Source organism: Streptomyces sp. NPDC090025 (assembly GCF_044748125.1).
Lineage (GTDB): Bacteria > Actinomycetota > Actinomycetes > Streptomycetales > Streptomycetaceae > Streptomyces.
Genome location: NZ_JBIVFL010000001.1, coordinates 779329 through 796796 on the forward strand (window position 1 = coordinate 779329; position 17468 = coordinate 796796).

Sequence of the window (17468 nt, forward strand, 5' to 3'; positions counted from 1 at the left end):
CCACCGCGCGTAGCGCCTGTCCGGCGCCGCACGGCCGAAGCCACCGCACGGCCGTAGCCGTCGCACGGCCCAGGCCGTGACCGTCCCGTCCCTCCGGAGGAGACCGACCATGAACCGCCCGGCACCACTGAGATCACCGATCGCCCTGCTCACCGGCCTCGCCCTCCTCTGCGGGACGCTCGCCGTCTTCCTCTCCCTCGCGGCGCCCGCCCAGGCGCTCACCCGGCAGGGCTCGTTCACCCTGCAGGCGACCTCGGGGAAGATCACCGACACGCCCTTCGCCGCCTCGGTCACCACCGACGCGGGCTGCCCGGCCCCGGCCGACCCGGCCAAGCCGTACGTCCAGGCCCGCATGTTCGTCATGGACACCGAGTTCCGCGACACCAAGAGCCGGCTCGCCGACATCCCGGCCGGACAGCCGCTGAGCGGCGGCCCGTTCACCCGTAGCCTGACCGGCGAGCGCTCGCTCCAGGCCGCCATCAAGGAACTGGTCGGCGACGCCCCCGCCGACGGCCGCTACGAGCTGCGGCTCGCCTGCCGCACCGCGACCTCCGCCGACGACGACTTCTTCTTCTCCCGCATGATCGAGGTCTCCGGCGACAACTGGACCTCCATCGGCCAGCGCGCCACCCTCCTCCAGGTCACCTCCGACCCGGTCGTCCCGTGGGCCGGCAGCTCCGCCAAGCTCGTCGCCTCCGTCGCGCCCGCCGACGCCGCAGGCACCGTCGCCTTCCAGAAGTTCGTCAACGACGAACTGATCGACATCGCGACCGTGCCCGTCGCCGACGGCAAGGCCGAGACCACCCTCGGCGCCCTCACCGCGGCCCCCGACGGCATCGCCATCGTCGCCACGTACACGCCCACCGACGCCGAGGCGTACACCAGCGCCCTGCGGATCTACACCCTGTACGTGACCGCCGAGTCCCCGAGCCCCAGCCCCACCACCCCCTCGGCGACCCCGACCAGCCCCTCGGGCACCCCGACGGCCACCGGCACCCCGACCGAGACGCCCACCGACGACCCGTCGGAGACGCCCACCGACGACCCGTCCGGGACGCCCACCGACACCGCCACGCCCACTCCGGACCCGTCCGACACCGGCGCCGCCACCGACGGCCAGAGCGGCTCGAACGGCTCCACCGGGACCGGCGGCTCGTCCGGCGGCGGCTCCGGCGGCAACGGCAACCTCGCCTCCACCGGCGCCCAGGCCGGCGCCGCCGCCTTCGGCGCGCTCGCCCTGGTGCTGCTCGGCGCCGCCCTCGTGATCCACGTCCGTCGCCGCGGGAGCGCCACCTCGTGACCACCGTGTCCACCGCACGCCGCCCCGGGCTCGCGCTCGCCGGGGCGGCCCTGTGCGTGCTCGCCGCCGTCCTCATCGGTTTCGCCGCGAACCTGACCGTCCTCGGCCACCTCCAGCACGCCCGCGACCAGAACACCGGCTACGACGAGCTGCGCGAACAACTCGCCCTCGGCACCGTCCCGGTGGGCCAGCGCACCTTCGACGGCAAGCCGGTCACCCCCGGCACCCCGGTCGCCCTGCTCAAGATCCCCGCGCTCGGGATGCGCGAGGTCGTCTCCGAAGGCACCACGTCCAGCGTGCTGATGTCCGGGCCCGGCCACCGCCGCGACACCCCGCTGCCCGGCCAGGCCGGGACCAGCGTCCTGATGGGCCGCCAGTGGGGCTACGGCAGCCCGTTCCAGGACGTCCACCGGCTGCCGCAGGGCGCGAAGATCACCGTCACCACCGGACAGGGCGACGCCGAGTACCAGGTCACCGGGGTCCGCCGGGCCGGCGACCCCAACCCGGCCCCGGCCGGAGCCCAGGAGGGCCGGCTCACCCTGCTCACCGCGAGCGGCGGCGCCTACACCCCCGACGACCTCGTCCGGGTCGACGCCAAGCTGGTCAGCACCGTCCAGCCGGCCCCGCCGCGCCCGCTGCGGCCCGGCTGGATCACCGCCGCCGAGAAGCCGCTGGCCGGTGACGGCGACGCCTGGCTCGGCGTGTTCCTGACCGGCCAGGGACTGCTCGCCGCCGCCCTGCTCGCCGTCGCCGCGCACCGCCGCTGGGGCCACCGGCAGACCTGGCTCACCGCCGTCCCGGTGCTGCTCGCCCTCGGCATCGCCCTGTCCGGGCAGCTGACCCGGCTCCTCCCCAACCTGCTCTGAACACCCTGGAGTTCCGCCATGACCGACATCGCCGACACCGTGATCCTGCCGGGCGTCCCGGCCGGACCCCCCGGGACCGGGTCCCGCGCCGCCGGGCTCGAGGCGGACTCCGTCTCCGCCTGGTTCGGCGACCACAAGGTCCTCGACCGGGTGTCGCTCGCCATGCCCGCCCGTGAGGTCACCGCGCTCATCGGCCCCTCGGGCTGCGGCAAGTCGACCTTCCTGCGCATCCTCAACCGGATGCACGAACTGACCGGCTCCGCCGCCCTCGCCGGCCGGGTGCTGCTCGACGGCGCCGACATCTACGACCGGGGCCGCCGGATCACCCACGCCCGCCGCGAGATCGGCATGGTGTTCCAGAAGCCCAACCCGTTCCCCGCCATGTCGATCTACGACAACGTCGTCGCCGGACTCAAGCTCAACGGCGTCAAGAGCGACCGCGGCTCCAAGGACGCCCTGGTCGAGGAGTGCCTGACCAGGGCGGGCCTGTGGAAGGAGGTCAGGGACCGGCTGCGGCAGCCCGGCGGCGCCCTGTCCGGCGGCCAGCAGCAGCGCCTGTGCATCGCCCGCTCGCTCGCCGTCCGCCCCCGGGTGCTCCTGATGGACGAGCCCTGCTCGGCGCTCGACCCGACCTCCACCCGGCGCGTCGAGGAGACCATCGCCGAACTCAAGTCGGAGATCACCATCGTGATCGTCACCCACAACATGCAGCAGGCCGCCCGCGTCTCCGACAGCTGCGCCTTCTTCCTGGCCGAGCAGGGCACCCCCGGCGCCATCGTCGAACACGGCCCCACCGAGGCCGTGTTCGGCTCGCCGCAGGACCCCAGGACCGCCGACTACGTCAACGGCCGCTTCGGCTAAGCCCGTTCGCCCGGTACGCCCGGTACGCCCGGTGCGTTCGGTACGTGAGAGGGCCCGCCCGGTACGTGGCTACGGCGGGCCCCGCCACACGAGCAGCATGTACGCGCCCAGCCAGGCCGAACTGAGCGCCGCCGCGCCCAGCACCACCGCCGCCACCGGGAGCCTGGCCCGGGCCACCGCCGCCGCCACCGGCAGCAGCAGCGGGAAGCCCGGCAGCAGGAACCGGGCGCGCGGGAAGTACACCCCGCCGCTGCCCAGCACCACCAGGAGCAGCACCCCGCCGAACACCAGCAGCGGCAGCGGCTGCCGGTCCGCCAGACAGAGCAGAAACAGCCCGGCGGCCACCACGAGCACCACCGACACCACCACCAGGAACAGCTGCGGATCGGTCGCGTACGCGAGGTAGGCGCGCAGCCGCTCCCGGGTCACCGCGCCGCCGTCCCACTCGTTGCCCCACACCCGCTGGACCGCGAAGTAGCCGTCCCAGCGGCCCAGGGCAAGGCCGACCCAGCCGACGTACCCGAGCCAGCCGAGCGGAGCCGCGAGCGCGGCGAGCAGCGGCGCACGCCCCCGCCGCCGGGCCGCGAGCAGCCCCGCCACCGACACCGCGGCCGCCACCGCCACCCCGGTCGGCCGGGTCAGCCCGGCCGCCACCGCGAGCCCGGCCGCCCACCCCCAGCGCCCGGCGAGCACCGCGTACAGCGCCCACGCGGCGAGCGCCGTGAACAGCGACTCGGTGTACCCCATCCACTGCACCAGGGCGACCGGCGTCGCCCCCCACAGCACCGCGAGCACCGTGCCGACGCGCCGCCCGCGCAGCCGGTCGCCGACCGCGAACACCCCCCAGGCGGCGGCGAACGAGCACACCACGGCGACCACCAGACCCACCGAGGCCCGCGAGCCCGGGGTGACCGCCGCGACCGCCTTCACCAGCACCGGATAGAGCGGGAAGAACGCCAGACTGCGGGGCGGGTCGGAGAGCCGGTCCCGGTGCTCGTGGGTGTAGCCGTGATCGGCGATCCCCAGATACCAGTTGGAGTCCCAGTCCGTGGCGAGCGCGGGCCACACCCCGTGCCCCTTGAGATGCGCCCAGTGCGCGAGCACCAGCAGCCCGAACAGCCGCACGACCAGATACCCGGCCAACGCGGGCCCCGCGTGCCGCAGCGCCGACGGAACGCGAAAGAGCCGCGCGGGGGCCGGTGCCGGAGGTACGGCGGCGGGGCGGCGGATCAGCTGGGACGGCACGGGGGACACCGGGTCACCCTGACCCGGCCACGGGGACCGGGGACGGACCTGACGTCAGCCGCCGTACCGAGTTCACCTGTTCGGGTCCACCGTCAGGGTGACAGGTCACGCCAGGACGATGACGCTCTCCTTCTTGGAGATCGGGTGTCCGCCCGCCGGGGCAGCGGTCGCGTAGATCGTCATGGCGGGCACGGCCGTCCGGTCCGCGCCCCAGGCGTCGATGTGGGCCACCATCCTGCGAGCCAACGCGGCACCGGCGGGCCCGTATCCGGCCGCGCCCAGACGCCACGGCCGTGCCGGATCCATGTCCTCCCGCAGGAGGATCATGTAGGCGAGCGAATCGTCGACCACGACAGCGGGCGTCCGGACCGGAATGGCCGGTCGTCGTACGCCCGAAGCGAGAGCCTCGGACGTGGCTTCCAGACGGCACACCGTGTCGTCCTTCATCGTGGCACGCAACCAGACGCCGTCGAACGGCTCCTGCCCGCCGACGCGGGCCTCCGCCCACGTCTCGACAACCGGCCCGGAGAACACGTCACGGAGCCGATCACCGCGTACCTCCTGGTCCACGTCATGGTGCAGTCGGATCCTCCCGTCGAAGAGTTCGACGGTCCGCTCTCCGTCCTGACCGATGATCGGCACGAACCCGCACAGCTCCATGCCCTCGGAGACCAGGGTGTCGCCACGCCGGATCAGCGACACCGACCTGGTCTGCCCACGCCAGCGGAGCGGAAGGACGAGCCGCCCTCCGTCCGCGAGCTGTCCCCACCAGGCCCGGGGGATGTCCCACAGCCCGACGGTCGCGATCAGCCGGTCGTACGGGGCGTTCCCGGGCGCGCCCAGCAGCCCGTCCCGCTGCATCACGGTGACGCGGTCGTACCCGGCCCTGTCGAGCATGGTCCGGGCATGCAGCGCCACGTCCGTGTCGATGTCCACGGTGGTGACAGCACCATCGGGGCCGACGATCTCCGCGAGGAGCGCGGCGTTGTAACCCGTACCCGCGCCCACCTCCAGGATCCGGTCGCCGGGCTGGGCATCGAGCTGGCCGAGCATCATCGCCACGATGGACGGCACGGACGCGAGCGACAGCGGCTGGGGGCCATCGGGGTTGTCCTTGATGGTCACCGCCTCGTCGGTGTACGCCCTGGACGGGTCGAGACCGGGCAGGAACCGGTCCCGCGGCACGGTGCGCATGGCCCGCTCGACGGTCCTCGGCAGCGTCCGCCCGGACGTGATCTGGTCGACGAGCCGGTTCCTGCGCTCGTCGAGGGTGGGAGTGTCGGTCACAGGGTTCCTTTCAGTTCAGGAGGAGACACGCCGCCCACCCGGTCTCGACCGGCCGGGCCGTGCTGAGGGCGTGTCGTACGAGGAGTGCACCGTCGGAGCCGGTCAGCGTTGAGCTGCGTGTGAACCGCAGGAGGATCCTGAGCAAGGAGAATCCGCCGATGATCCAGGCGATCATCGGCGAGGCGGCGCTCCGTCAGAAGGTCGGCGGGGTGGAGGTCATGAGCAGGCAGCTCGACAGCCTGCTCCACGACTCGGCCCACCACCAGGTCAGCTTCCGCGTCGTGGACTTCGAGGCGGGGGCCACCTTGGCCTACTTCTTCCACCTGATCGAGTTCGGTGGAGCGAAGGAGACCCCCGTCGCGGCGTTCGACGCCGTGACGGGGATGTCGTTCAAGAAGAGTCCGAAGGACGTGCGTGAGGTCCGAGACTTCGTCGAGTCGTTGAGGGTCATCGCGCGGACGCCGGAAGACTCATTGGAAATGATCAGAACGATCAGGAAAGAGCTGTCCCGTGACTCATGAGGATGCCCGTACCGACAAACTGAGCATTCTGCGCGCCATCAAGGCGTACGACATGTCGGGTGTCCAGTGGACCAAATCGTCGTTCTCCGGCGGCGGCGGCTCGGGCGACTGCCTGGAGGTGGCCCGGATCCCCGGCCTCGGCTACGCGCTGCGCCACTCCATCCTGACCGATCATGTCATCCCGCTGACCGACGGCGAGTACGCCGCGTACGTCGACGGCGTGAAGGCCGACCAGCCCGGCCTGGTGCCGGGCGCCTGAGCGGGCGGTCGCTTCCCGGGTCGTACGGCGAAGCCCCGCTCCGTGCGCCGAGGACGGGGTCCGGCGCACGGAGCGGGGCTTCGGTCGGTCTTCGCCGCACGCGAGGCGCGGTGGGGCTCAGAGGCCGGCCGCCTCCGAGAGGTCCTGCTTGATCGCGGCGAGCACCTCGGCGCCCTTCGCGCGGGCCGTCGACAGCTCGCTCGCGTCGGCGACCGGGACCACGACCTCCAGGTAGCACTTGATCTTGGGCTCGGTGCCGGACGGGCGGACGATCACCCGGGCCTTGAAGTCACCGTCCAGGTGGTAGCGCAGCCCGTCGGTCGGCGGCAGCGAGGCGGTGCCCTTGGTCAGGTCCTCCGCCGTCACCACGGTGAGCCCCGCCAGCTTGACCGGCGGCCGCTCGCGCAGCGCCGCCATCGCGTTCGCGATGATCGACAGGTCCTCCACCCGCACCGACAGCTGGTCCGTGGCGTGCAGACCGTGCTCGACCGCCAGGTCGTCGAGCAGGTCGGTCAGCGTCCTGTCCCGCTCCTTCAGCTCCGAGGCCAGCTCGGCCACGAGCAGCGCAGCCGTGATGCCGTCCTTGTCGCGGACGCCCTCCGGGTCGACGCAGTAGCCCAGCGCCTCCTCGTACCCGTACCGCAGACCGTCCACCCGGGCGATCCACTTGAAGCCGGTCAGCGTCTCCTCGTAACCGACGCCCGCCGCCTCCGCGATCCGGCCGAGCAGCGACGACGACACGATCGACTCCGCGAACACGCCCCGCGCGCCCTTGTGCACCAGGTGCGCCGCGAGCAGCGCGCCCACCTCGTCGCCGCGCAGCATCCGCCAGCCGCCCTCGGCCGACGCGTCCGGCACCGCCACCGCGCAGCGGTCGGCGTCCGGGTCGTTGGCGATCACGATGTCGGGGTCGACCGCGCGGGCCGCCTCGAACGCGAGGTCCATGGCGCCCGGCTCCTCCGGGTTCGGGAACGCCACGGTCGGGAACGCCGGGTCCGGCTCGGCCTGCTCGGCGACCAGCGCCGGCGGCGGGAAGCCGTGCCGGGCGAAGGCCGCCGTCAGGACGTCCTTGCCGACGCCGTGCATGGCCGTGTAGACGGTCCGCACGGTCCGCGGGGAGCCCGGGGTCAGGACGGCGTCGGTACGCGCCAGGTAGGCGTCCAGGACCTCGTCCCCGAGCACCTCCCAGCCCTCGCTCGCGCGCGGCACGTCGGCGAGCGCCCGTACCGCGTCGATCTCGGCGGCGATCTCCGCGTCGGCCGGCGGCACGATCTGCGAGCCGTCGCCCAGGTAGACCTTGTAGCCGTTGTCCCGCGGCGGGTTGTGGCTCGCGGTCACCTCGACACCGGCGACGGCGCCCAGATGCCTTATCGCGTACGCCAGGACGGGCGTCGGCAGCGGACGCGGCAGCAGCGCGGCGCGCAGCCCGGCGCCGATCATCACGGCCGCGGTGTCCAGGGCGAAGTCGGCCGACTTGTAGCGGGCGTCGTAACCGACCACCACCAGGCCGCCGGTCTGGCCCTTGGCCTTCAGGTACGCGGCGAGACCGGCCGCGGCGCGGATCACCACGGCGCGGTTCATCCGCATCGGCCCGGCGCCCAGCTCGCCGCGCAGCCCGGCGGTGCCGAACTGCAGCATCCCGGCGAACCGGTCGGCGAGCTGCTCGGACTCACCGCCCTCGATCAGCGCGGCCAGCTCCTCGCGGGTCTCCGGGTCGGGGTCCTCGGCGAGCCACGCCTGGGCCCGGGCGAGGAGGTCGTCCTGCGTCGTCACGGTGTGCCTTTCGGGGGTGGTGCGGTGGAGGAGGGGCGGGGGTTCTTCTTCCCCGCCCCGCCCCCGGAGGAAGCAGATCCGGCGGAAACACATCCGACGGGATCAGACCCGGGATCGGATACGGGATAGGGGATCCGAGATCCGAGGTACCGGATCCAAGATCCAAGATCCAAGATCCAAGATCCAGGACCGTGGATCCAGGACCGTGGATCCGAGATCCGAGATCCGAGATCCGAGATCCGAGATCCGGGGTCGTGGATGCGGGATCCGAGATCCGGGGTCGTGGATACGGGATCCGAGATCCTGGATACGGGATCCAAGGTCCAAGACCCTGGATCCAAGATCCGGGATCCGATCCGGCGGGATCAGATCCGGTCGAGCACCCGGGTCAGGAGCTCGCCCATCCGGGCGGCCGAGTCGCGGCCCGCCTGGAGGACCTCCTCGTGGTTCAGCGGCTCGCCCGAGAGGCCCGCCGCCAGGTTGGTGACCAGGGAGATGCCAAGCACCTCGGCGCCCGCCTCGCGGGCCGCGATGGCCTCCAGGACGGTGGACATGCCGACCAGGTCGCCGCCCATCACGCGGACCATGTTGATCTCGGCCGGGGTCTCGTAGTGCGGGCCGGGGAACTGGACGTAGACGCCCTCCTCCAGGGTCTCGTCGACCTCCTTGCACAGCGCGCGCAGCCGCGGCGAGTACAGGTCGGTGAGGTCCACGAAGTTCGCGCCGACGATGGGCGAGGCCGCCGTCAGGTTGAGGTGGTCGCTGATCAGCACCGGCTGGCCGGGGCGCATGCCCTCGCGCAGACCGCCGCAGCCGTTGGTCAGGACGATGGTCTTGCAGCCCGCGGCCACGGCGGTGCGCACTCCGTGGGCGACGGCGGCGACGCCACGGCCCTCGTAGTAGTGGGTGCGGCCGAGGAAGACCAGGGCGCGCTTGTCGCCGATCTTGTACGAGCGGACCTTGCCGCCGTGACCCTCGACGGCCGGCGGCGGGAAGCCGGGCAGCTCGGTGACCGGGAACTCGGCCTCCGGGGCGCCGAGCGCGTCCGCGGCGGGGGCCCAGCCGGAGCCCATCACCAGGGCGACGTCGTGGTTCTCGACGCCGGTCAGCTCGCGCAGGCGCGCGGCGGCGGCCTCGGCGGCCTCGTACGGGGTGGCAGTAGCGTTCACTGACTCTCTCGCCTCGGGGAGGGGGGTCCGAGGAGGGGTCGCCCCGGACGGATCTGATACGCGAAGCAGCCTAGCCCGAGAATCCCTACGCGCGTAGATGACGGCCCGCACGGACCTGCGATCGTTGTCTTGTCGTTTCCGACGAAGCGACGGCGGAAGGGCGGCCGGACGAACACTCGGCGCCCCGAGACCCGAGACCCGAGACCCGAGACCCGAGACCCGAGCCCCGAGACCCGCCGCGAGCCCCGAGGCCCGGCCCGAAGACCCGGCCCAAGGCCCGGCGGCCTCAGCAGGGGCGCTTGCGCAGTTCCATCACATAGTCGTGCGGGGCGCCCGCCGACTCCGCCGCGTCCGCGACCTCGCCCAGGTAGCGGGCGGACGGCAGCCCGCCCTCGTACGCGTTCAGGACGTACAGCCAGGTCGGCTCCTCGCCGTCCAGGGTGTGCACCCGCACCCGCATCCGCCGGTAGATGTCGAGGCCGACACCCTCCCAGCGGTCCATCGACTCCTCGTCCATCGGCGCGATGTCGTACAGGGCGACGAAGACCTGCGAGCGCGGCGCCTCCACGATGGTGGCGAGCGCGCCCTCCCAGCCCATCTGCTCCCCGCCGAAGGTCAGCCGCCAGCCGTTCAGCCAGCCGGTGCCGCGCAGCGGCGAGTGCGGAGCGCGGCGCGTCATCAGCCGCGCGTCGAGGTTGCCGGCGTAGGCGGCGTAGAGCGACATGGGGTCGAGGGTACGGGAGCGCGGGGGGTTGTCGACGAGCGGCGGGGTGCGGCCGGGACGGGGAGGGGGCGGGGAGGGAGTGGTCGGGGAGCGGGCGGGGAGCGGGGCGGGGGCCGGGTGGGGCGGGTGGCCGGGAAACGACCCCGGCGCGTGCCGCGCGGGCGGGTACGGGACAATGGGGTACGCACTTGAAGCGTGCGGGACAATGGCGTACGCACTGCAGCCCAGCGGGGGACCCCCCGGCAGAACGAGAGCGCGAGGCGTAGATCCCAGTGACCCGGATCGTGATCATCGGCGGCGGACCCGGCGGATACGAGGCGGCCCTGGTGGGCGCCCAACTCGGCGCGGAGGTGACCGTCGTCGACTGCGACGGCCTCGGCGGCGCGTCCGTCCTGACCGACTGCGTTCCCTCCAAGACCCTGATCGCCACCGCCGAGGTGATGACCACCTTCGACTCCTCGTACGAGGAGCTGGGCATCATCGTCGCGGACGACACCCCGCACCTGGAGCAGGCCGCCCGGGTGGTCGGCGTCGACCTGGGCAAGGTCAACCGACGGGTGAAGCGCCTGGCGCTCGCCCAGTCGCACGACATCACCGCCTCCGTCACCCGGGCGGGCGCCCGGGTGCTGCGCGGCCGCGGCCGGCTCTCCGGGCGGCAGGGCATGGACGGTTCCCGCCAGGTGATCGTCACCGCCGCCGACGGCACCGAGGAGACGCTGACCGCCGACGCCGTCCTGATCGCCACCGGCGGTCACCCGCGCGAGCTGCCGGACGCCAAGCCGGACGGCGAGCGGATCCTCAACTGGACCCAGGTCTACGACCTGAAGGAGCTCCCCGAGGAGCTCATCGTGGTCGGTTCCGGTGTCACCGGCGCCGAGTTCGCCGGTGCCTACCAGGCGCTCGGTTCCCGGGTCACCCTGGTCTCCTCGCGCGACCGGGTGCTGCCGGGCGAGGACCCGGACGCCGCCGCCGTCCTGGAGGACGTGTTCCGCCGCCGCGGCATGAACGTGATGGCCCGCTCCCGCGCCGAGTCCGCCAAGCGGGTCGGCGACCGGGTCGAGGTCACCCTGTCGGACGGCCGGGTCATCACCGGAAGCCACTGCCTGATGGCCGTCGGCGCCATCCCGAACTCCGCGGGCATGGGTCTTGAGGAGGCCGGGGTACGGCTCAAGGACTCCGGCCACATCTGGACCGACAAGGTCTCCCGCACCTCCGCCCCCGGCGTGTACGCGGCGGGCGACGTCACCGGTGTCTTCGCGCTGGCCTCGGTGGCCGCGATGCAGGGCCGGATCGCGATGTACCACTTCCTCGGCGACGCGGTGGCCCCGCTCAACCTGAAGACGGTCTCCTCCAACGTCTTCACCGACCCCGAGATCGCCACCGTCGGCTACAGCCAGGCCGACGTGGACGCGGGCAAGATCGACGCCCGGGTGGTGAAGCTGCCGCTGCTGCGCAACCCGCGCGCCAAGATGCAGGGCATCCGGGACGGCTTCGTGAAGATCTTCTGCCGTCCGGGCACCGGCATCGTGGTCGGCGGTGTGGTCGTCGCGCCCCGCGCGAGTGAGCTGATCCATCCGATCTCGATCGCGGTCGACAACAATCTGACCGTCGAACAGATCGCAAATGCTTTCACCGTGTACCCCTCCCTGTCGGGCTCGATCGCGGAAGTGGCACGGCAGTTGCACACCCGAAAGGCCGCGGGCGAGGCGTAGCCACCCGGCCGATCAAGGCCCCGGCCTGCGGGAACGGTTCGCCGACTCGGACAACCCCCGGCAAGCCGGGGCATAGCCATGGCATCTCGGCGGTCAACGGCGGGGTCTCCCATATCACTTGGGGACCCCGCCTGTGTGCATCTTCTGCAATTCGGCCCATAGTGCTGAAAAGCATCGGCGGGTCACGTTACTGTCAGTTTCGTGTTCGCTGCAGAACGTCGCCAGTTGATCCTCGAAATGGTGCGCGCCAATGGAGCCGTGTCGCTCCGCGAGCTCGCCCGCGTCGTCCAGACCTCAGAAGTGACCGTACGGCGAGACGTGCGGGCGCTTGAGGCAGAAGGACTCCTCGACCGCCGCCACGGCGGTGCGGTGCTGCCGGGCGGTTTCACCCGCGAGTCCGGTTTCCCGCAGAAATCCCATCTCGCGACCGCCGAGAAGACCGCCATCGCCGACGTCGCCGCGAGCCTCGTCGACGAGGGCGAGGCCATCGTCGTCGGCGCGGGCACCACCACCCAGGAGCTGGCCCGTCGGCTCGCCCGGGTACCCGGGCTCACCGTGGTCACCAACTCGCTGCTCGTCGCCCAGGCCCTCGCGCACGCCAACCGGGTCGAGGTCGTCATGACCGGCGGCACCCTGCGCGGCTCCAACTACGCCCTGGTGGGCAGCGGGGCCGAGCAGTCGCTCCAGGGGCTGCGGGTCTCCCGGGCCTTCCTGTCCGGCAGCGGGCTGACCGCCGAGCGCGGTCTGTCCACGTCCAACATGCTCTCCGCGAGCGTGGACCGGGCGTTGGTGCAGGCGGCGGCGGAGGTGGTGGTCCTCGCCGACCACACCAAGCTGGGCACCGACACCATGTTCCAGACGGTGCCGACCGACGTGATCACCCGGCTGGTCACCGACGAGCCCCCGTCGCACGACGAGCGGGCCCTCACCGAGCTCCAGGCCCTGGCCGACCAGGGCGTGCAGATCGCGGTGGCCGGCACCGGGGCGCACGGCGGCGAGCACCACCCCCCGGGCGGCCGCCCGCGCCGTGACCTGCCGCTGCCCGGGCAGCGCGGCCGGATGCCGGGCGGCGGTCAGTTCCGGGGCGGCCCGGGCGGTCCGCTCGGTGCCGATGTGCTGGCGCCCGAGCGCACGGCCCGGGTGGCGGACATGCGCCGCCGTTAGGCGTCGCTGTCCGCGGCGGTGGCCGGCCCGGCGGTGGCCGGTCCGGCGGTGGCCGGTCCGGTGGTGGACCCGGTGGCGGGCCCGGTGACCGGGCCCTGCCGCAGCTCGCCCTGCCTCGACTCCTCGGGGCGCGGGCCCAGGCCCCGTACCGTCAGATCCAGCAACCGGGCCGCCAACTCCTCGTCCTCCGGGGCGCGTTCGGCGGCCAGCGCGATGGCGTGGGTGAGCTTCATCAGATCGCCGATCGCCACGTCGGCGCGCACCGCGCCCGACTCCCGCGCCCGGTCGAGCAGTCGCGTCCCGGCCGCCCGCAGTGGCTCGCCGCACTCGGCGAGCGCCGAACTCCGGTCGTACGACGTCGACATGAGGGCGATCGAGAGCCCCCGGTACTCGCCCGCGTGGGCGATCAGGGTGCGCAGCCAGTCGACCAGCGCGGCGCCCGGGTCGCGCGCCCCCGCGAGCTCCGCCGAGCGGTCGAGCAGCGCGGCGATGCCGTCCCTGACGATCGCGCCGAGCAGCGCCTCCCGGGTCGGGAAGTGCCGGTAGAGGGTGCCGATGCCGACCCCGGCCCGCCGCGCGATGTCCTCAAGGGACGCGTCCGTGCCGTGCGCGGCGAAGGCGGCACGGGCCTCGGCCAGCAGCCGCTCACGGTTGCGGCGCGCGTCGGCACGCATGGGCGGTCCTCCCGGGGAGAGTGGCGGCGGTACGGCGAAGGGCCCGCGGGCGGCTGACGCCCGGGGCCCTTCGTACGGTAGCGGCTGCGGAGGTCAGTCCTTGATCTCGCAGATCGCCGCACCCGAGGTGATCGAGGCGCCGACCTCGGCGCTCAGGCCCTTGACGGTGCCGGAGCGGTGCGCGTTCAGCGGCTGCTCCATCTTCATGGCCTCCAGGACGACGATCAGGTCGCCCTCCTTGACCTCCTGGCCCTCCTCGACGGCCACCTTCACGATGGTGCCCTGCATCGGGGAGGCGAGGGTGTCGCCGGAGGCGGTCGGGCCGGACTTCTTCGCGGCGCGGCGCTTCGGCTTGGCACCGGCGGCGAGGCCGGTGCGGGCGAGCGACATGCCGAGCGAGGACGGCAGCGAGACCTCAAGACGCTTGCCGCCGACCTCGACGACGATCGTCTCGCGGCCGGACTCGTCCTCGTCCGCGTCGGCGCCCGCCGGGGCGAACGGCTTGATCTCGTTGACGAACTCGGTCTCGATCCACCGGGTGTGGATGCGGAACGGGTCGCTGGTGAACGCCGGGTCGACCACCACGGCCTGGTGGAACGGGATGGCGGTGGCCATGCCCTCCACCTTGAACTCGCCGAGCGCGCGGGCGGCGCGCTGCAGCGCCTGCTCACGGGTGGCGCCGGTGACGATCAGCTTCGCGAGCAGCGAGTCCCAGGCCGGGCCGATGACCGAGCCGGACTCGACGCCCGCGTCCAGGCGGACGCCGGGGCCGGTGGGCGGCGCGAAGAGGGTGACGGTGCCGGGGGCCGGGAGGAAGTTGCGGCCCGGGTCCTCGCCGTTGATGCGGAACTCGAAGGAGTGGCCGCGGATCTCCGGGTCGCCGTAGCCGAGTTCCTCGCCGTCGGCGATCCGGAACATCTCACGGACCAGGTCGATGCCGGTGACCTCTTCGGTGACCGGGTGCTCGACCTGGAGCCGGGTGTTGACCTCCAGGAAGGAGATGGTGCCGTCGACGCCGACCAGGAACTCGACGGTTCCGGCGCCGACATAACCGGCCTCCTTGAGGATCGCCTTCGACGCGGCGTACAGCTCCGCGTTCTGCGCCTCGGTCAGGAACGGCGCGGGCGCCTCCTCGACCAGCTTCTGGTGGCGGCGCTGGAGCGAGCAGTCACGGGTGGAGACGACCACCACGTTGCCGTGCGAGTCGGCGAGGCACTGGGTCTCGACGTGCCGCGGCTTGTCCAGGTAGCGCTCGACGAAGCACTCGCCGCGGCCGAAGGCGGCGACGGCCTCGCGGACGGCGGAGTCGTACAGCTCCGGCACCTCTTCGAGGGTGCGGGCGACCTTGAGGCCGCGGCCGCCACCGCCGAAGGCCGCCTTGATGGCGATCGGCAGGCCGTGCTCCTCGGCGAAGGCGACGACCTCGTCGGCACCGGACACCGGGTCGGGCGTGCCGGCCACCAGCGGGGCACCGGCGCGCTGCGCGATGTGCCGGGCGGCCACCTTGTCACCGAGGTCGCGGATGGCCTGCGGCGGCGGGCCGATCCAGATCAGCCCGGCGTCGAGGACGGCCTGGGCGAACTCGGCGTTCTCGGAGAGGAAGCCGTAGCCCGGGTGCACCGCGTCGGCGCCCGAGTCCGCGGCCGCCTGCAGCACCTTGGCCATGTCCAGGTAACTGGTGGCCGGGGTGTCACCGCCCAGAGCGAACGCCTCGTCGGCCGCGCGGACGTGCAGGGCGTCCCGGTCCGGATCGGCGTAGACGGCTACGCTGGCGATCCCGGCATCCCGGCAGGCACGGGCGACACGAACAGCGATTTCGCCACGGTTGGCGATGAGCACCTTGCGCACGATGGCTCCCTCCTTGAAACAAGCTGAGTTTAGGGACTGCCGACACGGCCCTTCGACCCGTCCCCCCATGGTGAGCCAGCCCACATGGAGTATGGATCGAGGCTCGCTCGGGCCGTGAAATCCCTTGTCGCACCAAGGTACGCAGGGTTCCTTTACGGCACAGTAGCTCCGAGGTGTGGCGCAGGTCTCTGTTCGTGGAGCCAGTCGCCAAACGGGATTCTTTGTCGAGAACCTACGAATGGCTCAAGGATTCTTTGCCTGTCCGTCGTCCGTACGCCACCCGGTCACGGAGGTTTTCGTTCCTCGCGCGAGCCCTTGTCTCTCTCTTGTCCGCCTCTTGTCCGCCTCTTGTCCGCAGGTTTACCGGCCAGTAGCCTTCGCCCTGATGTTCGTACCGTAGGTAACAGACGTCTCAGGGGGTGGCCGAGGTGGCCCGCAGACCGATAGCACTCGTGACGGCGGCGGTGCTCCTGCTCGAAGCGCCCGGCATCGTGGCGATCAACGCGGTCATGGCCCGCTTCGTGAAGGCCCAGTCGATGTCCCTGGACGGCATGGACCCGGACGCGATGTACGCCGGCACCTGGGCGCTCGGCATCGGCTCCGGCGCGCTGCTCGTGCTGTGCGCCCTGGTGCCCCTGATCGCGGCGATCCGCGACCGCCGCCCGGCGCGCCCCGGCCGGATCCTGCTCGTCGGCTGCGCGGTGGTGCACGGCGTGCTCGGCGCGGTGACGGTGGGTCTGCTCGGCTGGGGGGCCTTCGCGTTCATGATGGTCGTGGTCGGCCTGATCGTGCTCACGCTGGTGGCGTACGGGGAGCAGCGCGGCGGCGACGGTGCGGCGCAGGCGCGGCCGGAGCCGCCGGAGGCCGTGGCCTCCGCGTGACGCCGCTCGGGCCGGTCAGGCCCAGAGGTCGGTGATCCGCACGTCCAGCTTCGCGAGCAGCGTGCGCAGCAGCGGCAGCGACAGCCCGATGACATTGCCCGGGTCGCCGTCGATGCCCTCGATGAACGGCGCCGAGCGCCCGTCGAGCGTGAACGCGCCCGCCACGTGCAGCGGTTCGCCGCTGGCGACGTACGCGGCGATCTCCTCGTCCGTGGGCTGCCCGAAGCGCACCACGGTGGAGGCGGTGGCCGACTCGTAGCGCTTGGTGGTGGTGTCGAAGACGCAGTGGCCGGTCTGCAGGATGCCGACCCGGCCGCGCATCGCGTGCCAGCGGGCGGTGGCCTCGGCGGCGTCGGCGGGCTTGCCGAGCGCCTGGCCGTCCAGTTCGAGGACCGAGTCGCAGCCGATGACGAGGGCGCCGGACGCCTCCGGGCGGGCGGCCACGTGCGCGGCCTTCGCCTCGGCGAGGGCGAGCGCCAGCTCGGCGGGGGTCGGCGCGTGCGTCTTGTCCTCGTCGACACCGCTCACGATCACCTCCGGCGCGAGACCGGCCTGCTTGAGCAGTCCGAGCCGGGCGGGGGAGGCGGAGGCGAGCACGACACGGCGGCGATCAGCAGTCATGGGGGCAGCTTAGGCCGTGGCCCGGGCGCCCGCTGCGGCTCCGGGGCCCGGTCGGCGTCCGCGGTTCACCGCCAGCCGACCGCGAACATCGCCACCACCATCGCCAGCGCGAGCAGGAAACCGGCGCGCCGCAGCATCGCCTGCATGTCGCGCATTTCCTTCGGGGGTTCGTTCTCGGGGTCGGACCACAGCATGTTCTCGATGCTGCGGCAGGCCCGGCGCGGGCGCCTGAGTACGGGTACTCAAGCGCCCGGTGTGAAAGGACTAGTCCTCTCGCCGCCCACTTGTCCGGACAAGTGGTGGAGGGGTCAGGGGTCTAGGCAGGCCAGTAGGTGCGCGCCCAGGAGTGCGGGCCCGGCCGGGGCCGTACCCCGCGGGCGATCCTGGCGGGGTCGGACCAGCCCTCGGGAGCCCCCGGGCCGCCGCCGGACGCGGCCGCCGCCGTGGCCGCGGCCCGGGCCTGGACCACCGCCAGTGCGGCGGCCAGCTCCTCCGGGGTCGGGTTGCCTCGTACGACCCTGATCGTCTCGGTCATGGCCGTCGTCTTGGTCATCTCGGTCACC

General features: G+C 72.6%; 18 protein-coding genes. 8 read left to right on the forward strand and 10 right to left on the reverse strand.

Translation table 11 applies throughout. The features are described from left to right. Positions 1-109: 109 nt before the first annotated feature. The 3 genes from ACIPXM_RS03725 to ACIPXM_RS03735 are packed head-to-tail and all read left to right on the forward strand — an operon-like array spanning position 110 to position 3027. Complete coding sequence (locus tag ACIPXM_RS03725) at positions 110-1300, forward strand: hypothetical protein (RefSeq protein WP_401651550.1); 1191 nt, start codon at positions 110-112, stop codon at positions 1298-1300. Next, complete coding sequence (locus ACIPXM_RS03730) at positions 1297-2166, forward strand: sortase (RefSeq protein WP_401651552.1); 870 nt, start codon at positions 1297-1299, stop codon at positions 2164-2166. The genes ACIPXM_RS03725 and ACIPXM_RS03730 overlap by 4 nt, the downstream gene beginning before the upstream one ends. Before the next feature lie 18 nt (positions 2167-2184). Beyond that, the gene (locus tag ACIPXM_RS03735) at positions 2185-3027 is read left to right on the forward strand and encodes a phosphate ABC transporter ATP-binding protein (protein ID WP_401651553.1); all 843 of its coding nucleotides are present in this window, start codon (positions 2185-2187) and stop codon (positions 3025-3027) included. Positions 3028-3096: 69 nt separating this feature from the next. Here the strand turns inward: ACIPXM_RS03735 and ACIPXM_RS03740 are convergent, their stop codons facing one another. Together ACIPXM_RS03740 and fxlM are read right to left on the reverse strand one after the other, a co-directional pair. Beyond that, positions 3097-4281, reverse strand: coding sequence for a hypothetical protein (locus ACIPXM_RS03740; protein WP_401651555.1), 1185 nt, complete (start codon positions 4279-4281; stop codon positions 3097-3099). A gap of 96 nt (positions 4282-4377) precedes the next feature. Next, complete coding sequence (gene fxlM / locus ACIPXM_RS03745) at positions 4378-5559, reverse strand: methyltransferase, FxLD system (RefSeq protein WP_401651557.1); 1182 nt, start codon at positions 5557-5559, stop codon at positions 4378-4380. A gap of 59 nt (positions 5560-5618) precedes the next feature. Between fxlM and ACIPXM_RS03750 the strand changes: the two genes are divergently transcribed. Then, on the forward strand, positions 5619-6080 hold the full coding sequence (locus ACIPXM_RS03750; protein ID WP_401651559.1) for a DUF5753 domain-containing protein: 462 nt from the start codon (positions 5619-5621) through the stop codon (positions 6078-6080). Next, a complete protein-coding gene (locus ACIPXM_RS03755) occupies positions 6070-6339 on the forward strand; it encodes a DUF397 domain-containing protein (protein ID WP_401651561.1) in 270 nt (89 codons plus the stop codon). Before ACIPXM_RS03750 ends, ACIPXM_RS03755 begins: the two co-directional genes overlap by 11 nt. 117 nt (positions 6340-6456) lie before the next feature. Here ACIPXM_RS03755 and ACIPXM_RS03760 read toward each other — a convergent pair whose 3' ends face one another. From ACIPXM_RS03760 to ACIPXM_RS03770, 3 genes are all read right to left on the reverse strand, one after another. Next, the gene (locus tag ACIPXM_RS03760; protein ID WP_401651563.1) at positions 6457-8112 is read right to left on the reverse strand and encodes a phospho-sugar mutase; all 1656 of its coding nucleotides are present in this window, start codon (positions 8110-8112) and stop codon (positions 6457-6459) included. A 365-nt stretch (positions 8113-8477) separates the two neighbouring features. After that, positions 8478-9281 carry a purine-nucleoside phosphorylase gene (locus ACIPXM_RS03765; protein ID WP_401651565.1) on the reverse strand — a complete coding sequence of 268 codons (804 nt, stop codon included), beginning with the start codon at positions 9279-9281 and terminating at the stop codon, positions 8478-8480. 286 nt (positions 9282-9567) lie between these two features. Continuing rightward, complete coding sequence (locus ACIPXM_RS03770; protein WP_401651567.1) at positions 9568-10005, reverse strand: gamma-glutamylcyclotransferase; 438 nt, start codon at positions 10003-10005, stop codon at positions 9568-9570. A 272-nt stretch (positions 10006-10277) separates the two neighbouring features. Here ACIPXM_RS03770 and ACIPXM_RS03775 point away from each other — a divergent pair, with 272 nt between their 5' ends. Further along, complete coding sequence (locus ACIPXM_RS03775) at positions 10278-11717, forward strand: NAD(P)H-quinone dehydrogenase (RefSeq protein ID WP_401651569.1); 1440 nt, start codon at positions 10278-10280, stop codon at positions 11715-11717. A gap of 237 nt (positions 11718-11954) precedes the next feature. Continuing rightward, complete coding sequence (locus tag ACIPXM_RS03780) at positions 11955-12881, forward strand: DeoR/GlpR family DNA-binding transcription regulator (RefSeq protein ID WP_401652483.1); 927 nt, start codon at positions 11955-11957, stop codon at positions 12879-12881. Here ACIPXM_RS03780 and ACIPXM_RS03785 read toward each other — a convergent pair. Then, positions 12878-13555 (reverse strand): TetR/AcrR family transcriptional regulator, encoded by a 678-nt coding sequence (locus ACIPXM_RS03785; protein WP_401651571.1) that lies wholly within the window; start codon positions 13553-13555, stop codon positions 12878-12880. The genes ACIPXM_RS03780 and ACIPXM_RS03785 overlap by 4 nt on opposite strands. Before the next feature lie 93 nt (positions 13556-13648). Then, entirely contained in the window at positions 13649-15403 is a 1755-nt protein-coding gene (locus ACIPXM_RS03790) for an acetyl/propionyl/methylcrotonyl-CoA carboxylase subunit alpha (protein ID WP_401651573.1), read from the reverse strand. Between the two features lie 428 nt (positions 15404-15831). On the opposite strand from ACIPXM_RS03790, the gene ACIPXM_RS03795 reads away from it, so the two are divergent. Next, positions 15832-16284: a hypothetical protein gene (locus ACIPXM_RS03795; protein ID WP_401651575.1), complete on the forward strand. Its 453-nt coding sequence runs from the start codon at positions 15832-15834 to the stop codon at positions 16282-16284. 15 nt (positions 16285-16299) lie between these two features. Here the strand turns inward: ACIPXM_RS03795 and ACIPXM_RS03800 are convergent, their stop codons facing one another. The 3 genes from ACIPXM_RS03800 to ACIPXM_RS03810 all read right to left on the reverse strand — a co-directional run bounded on the left by ACIPXM_RS03800 (position 16300) and on the right by ACIPXM_RS03810 (position 17458). Then, a complete protein-coding gene (locus ACIPXM_RS03800; RefSeq protein WP_401651577.1) occupies positions 16300-16905 on the reverse strand; it encodes a nucleoside triphosphate pyrophosphatase in 606 nt (201 codons plus the stop codon). A gap of 65 nt (positions 16906-16970) precedes the next feature. Next, positions 16971-17099 (reverse strand): morphogenic membrane protein MmpB, encoded by a 129-nt coding sequence (gene mmpB / locus ACIPXM_RS03805; protein WP_401651579.1) that lies wholly within the window; start codon positions 17097-17099, stop codon positions 16971-16973. A gap of 122 nt (positions 17100-17221) precedes the next feature. Continuing rightward, positions 17222-17458: an acyl-CoA carboxylase subunit epsilon gene (locus ACIPXM_RS03810; protein ID WP_401651581.1), complete on the reverse strand. Its 237-nt coding sequence runs from the start codon at positions 17456-17458 to the stop codon at positions 17222-17224. Positions 17459-17468: the final 10 nt, after the last annotated feature.

What these genes read in the sequence shown, in the direction of transcription:
- ACIPXM_RS03770 (WP_401651567.1), bottom strand. Translation starts at nt 10,005, where the DNA reads ATGTCGCTCTACGCCGCCTACGCCGGCAACCTCGACGCGCGGCTGATG.
- ACIPXM_RS03785 (WP_401651571.1), bottom strand. Translation starts at nt 13,555, where the DNA reads ATGCGTGCCGACGCGCGCCGCAACCGTGAGCGGCTGCTGGCCGAGGCC.
- ACIPXM_RS03735 (WP_401651553.1), top strand. Translation starts at nt 2,185, where the DNA reads ATGACCGACATCGCCGACACCGTGATCCTGCCGGGCGTCCCGGCCGGA.
- mmpB (WP_401651579.1), bottom strand. Translation starts at nt 17,099, where the DNA reads ATGCTGTGGTCCGACCCCGAGAACGAACCCCCGAAGGAAATGCGCGAC.
- ACIPXM_RS03725 (WP_401651550.1), top strand. Translation starts at nt 110, where the DNA reads ATGAACCGCCCGGCACCACTGAGATCACCGATCGCCCTGCTCACCGGC.
- ACIPXM_RS03780 (WP_401652483.1), top strand. Translation starts at nt 11,955, where the DNA reads ATGGTGCGCGCCAATGGAGCCGTGTCGCTCCGCGAGCTCGCCCGCGTC.
- ACIPXM_RS03800 (WP_401651577.1), bottom strand. Translation starts at nt 16,905, where the DNA reads ATGACTGCTGATCGCCGCCGTGTCGTGCTCGCCTCCGCCTCCCCCGCC.
- ACIPXM_RS03810 (WP_401651581.1), bottom strand. Translation starts at nt 17,458, where the DNA reads ATGACCAAGACGACGGCCATGACCGAGACGATCAGGGTCGTACGAGGC.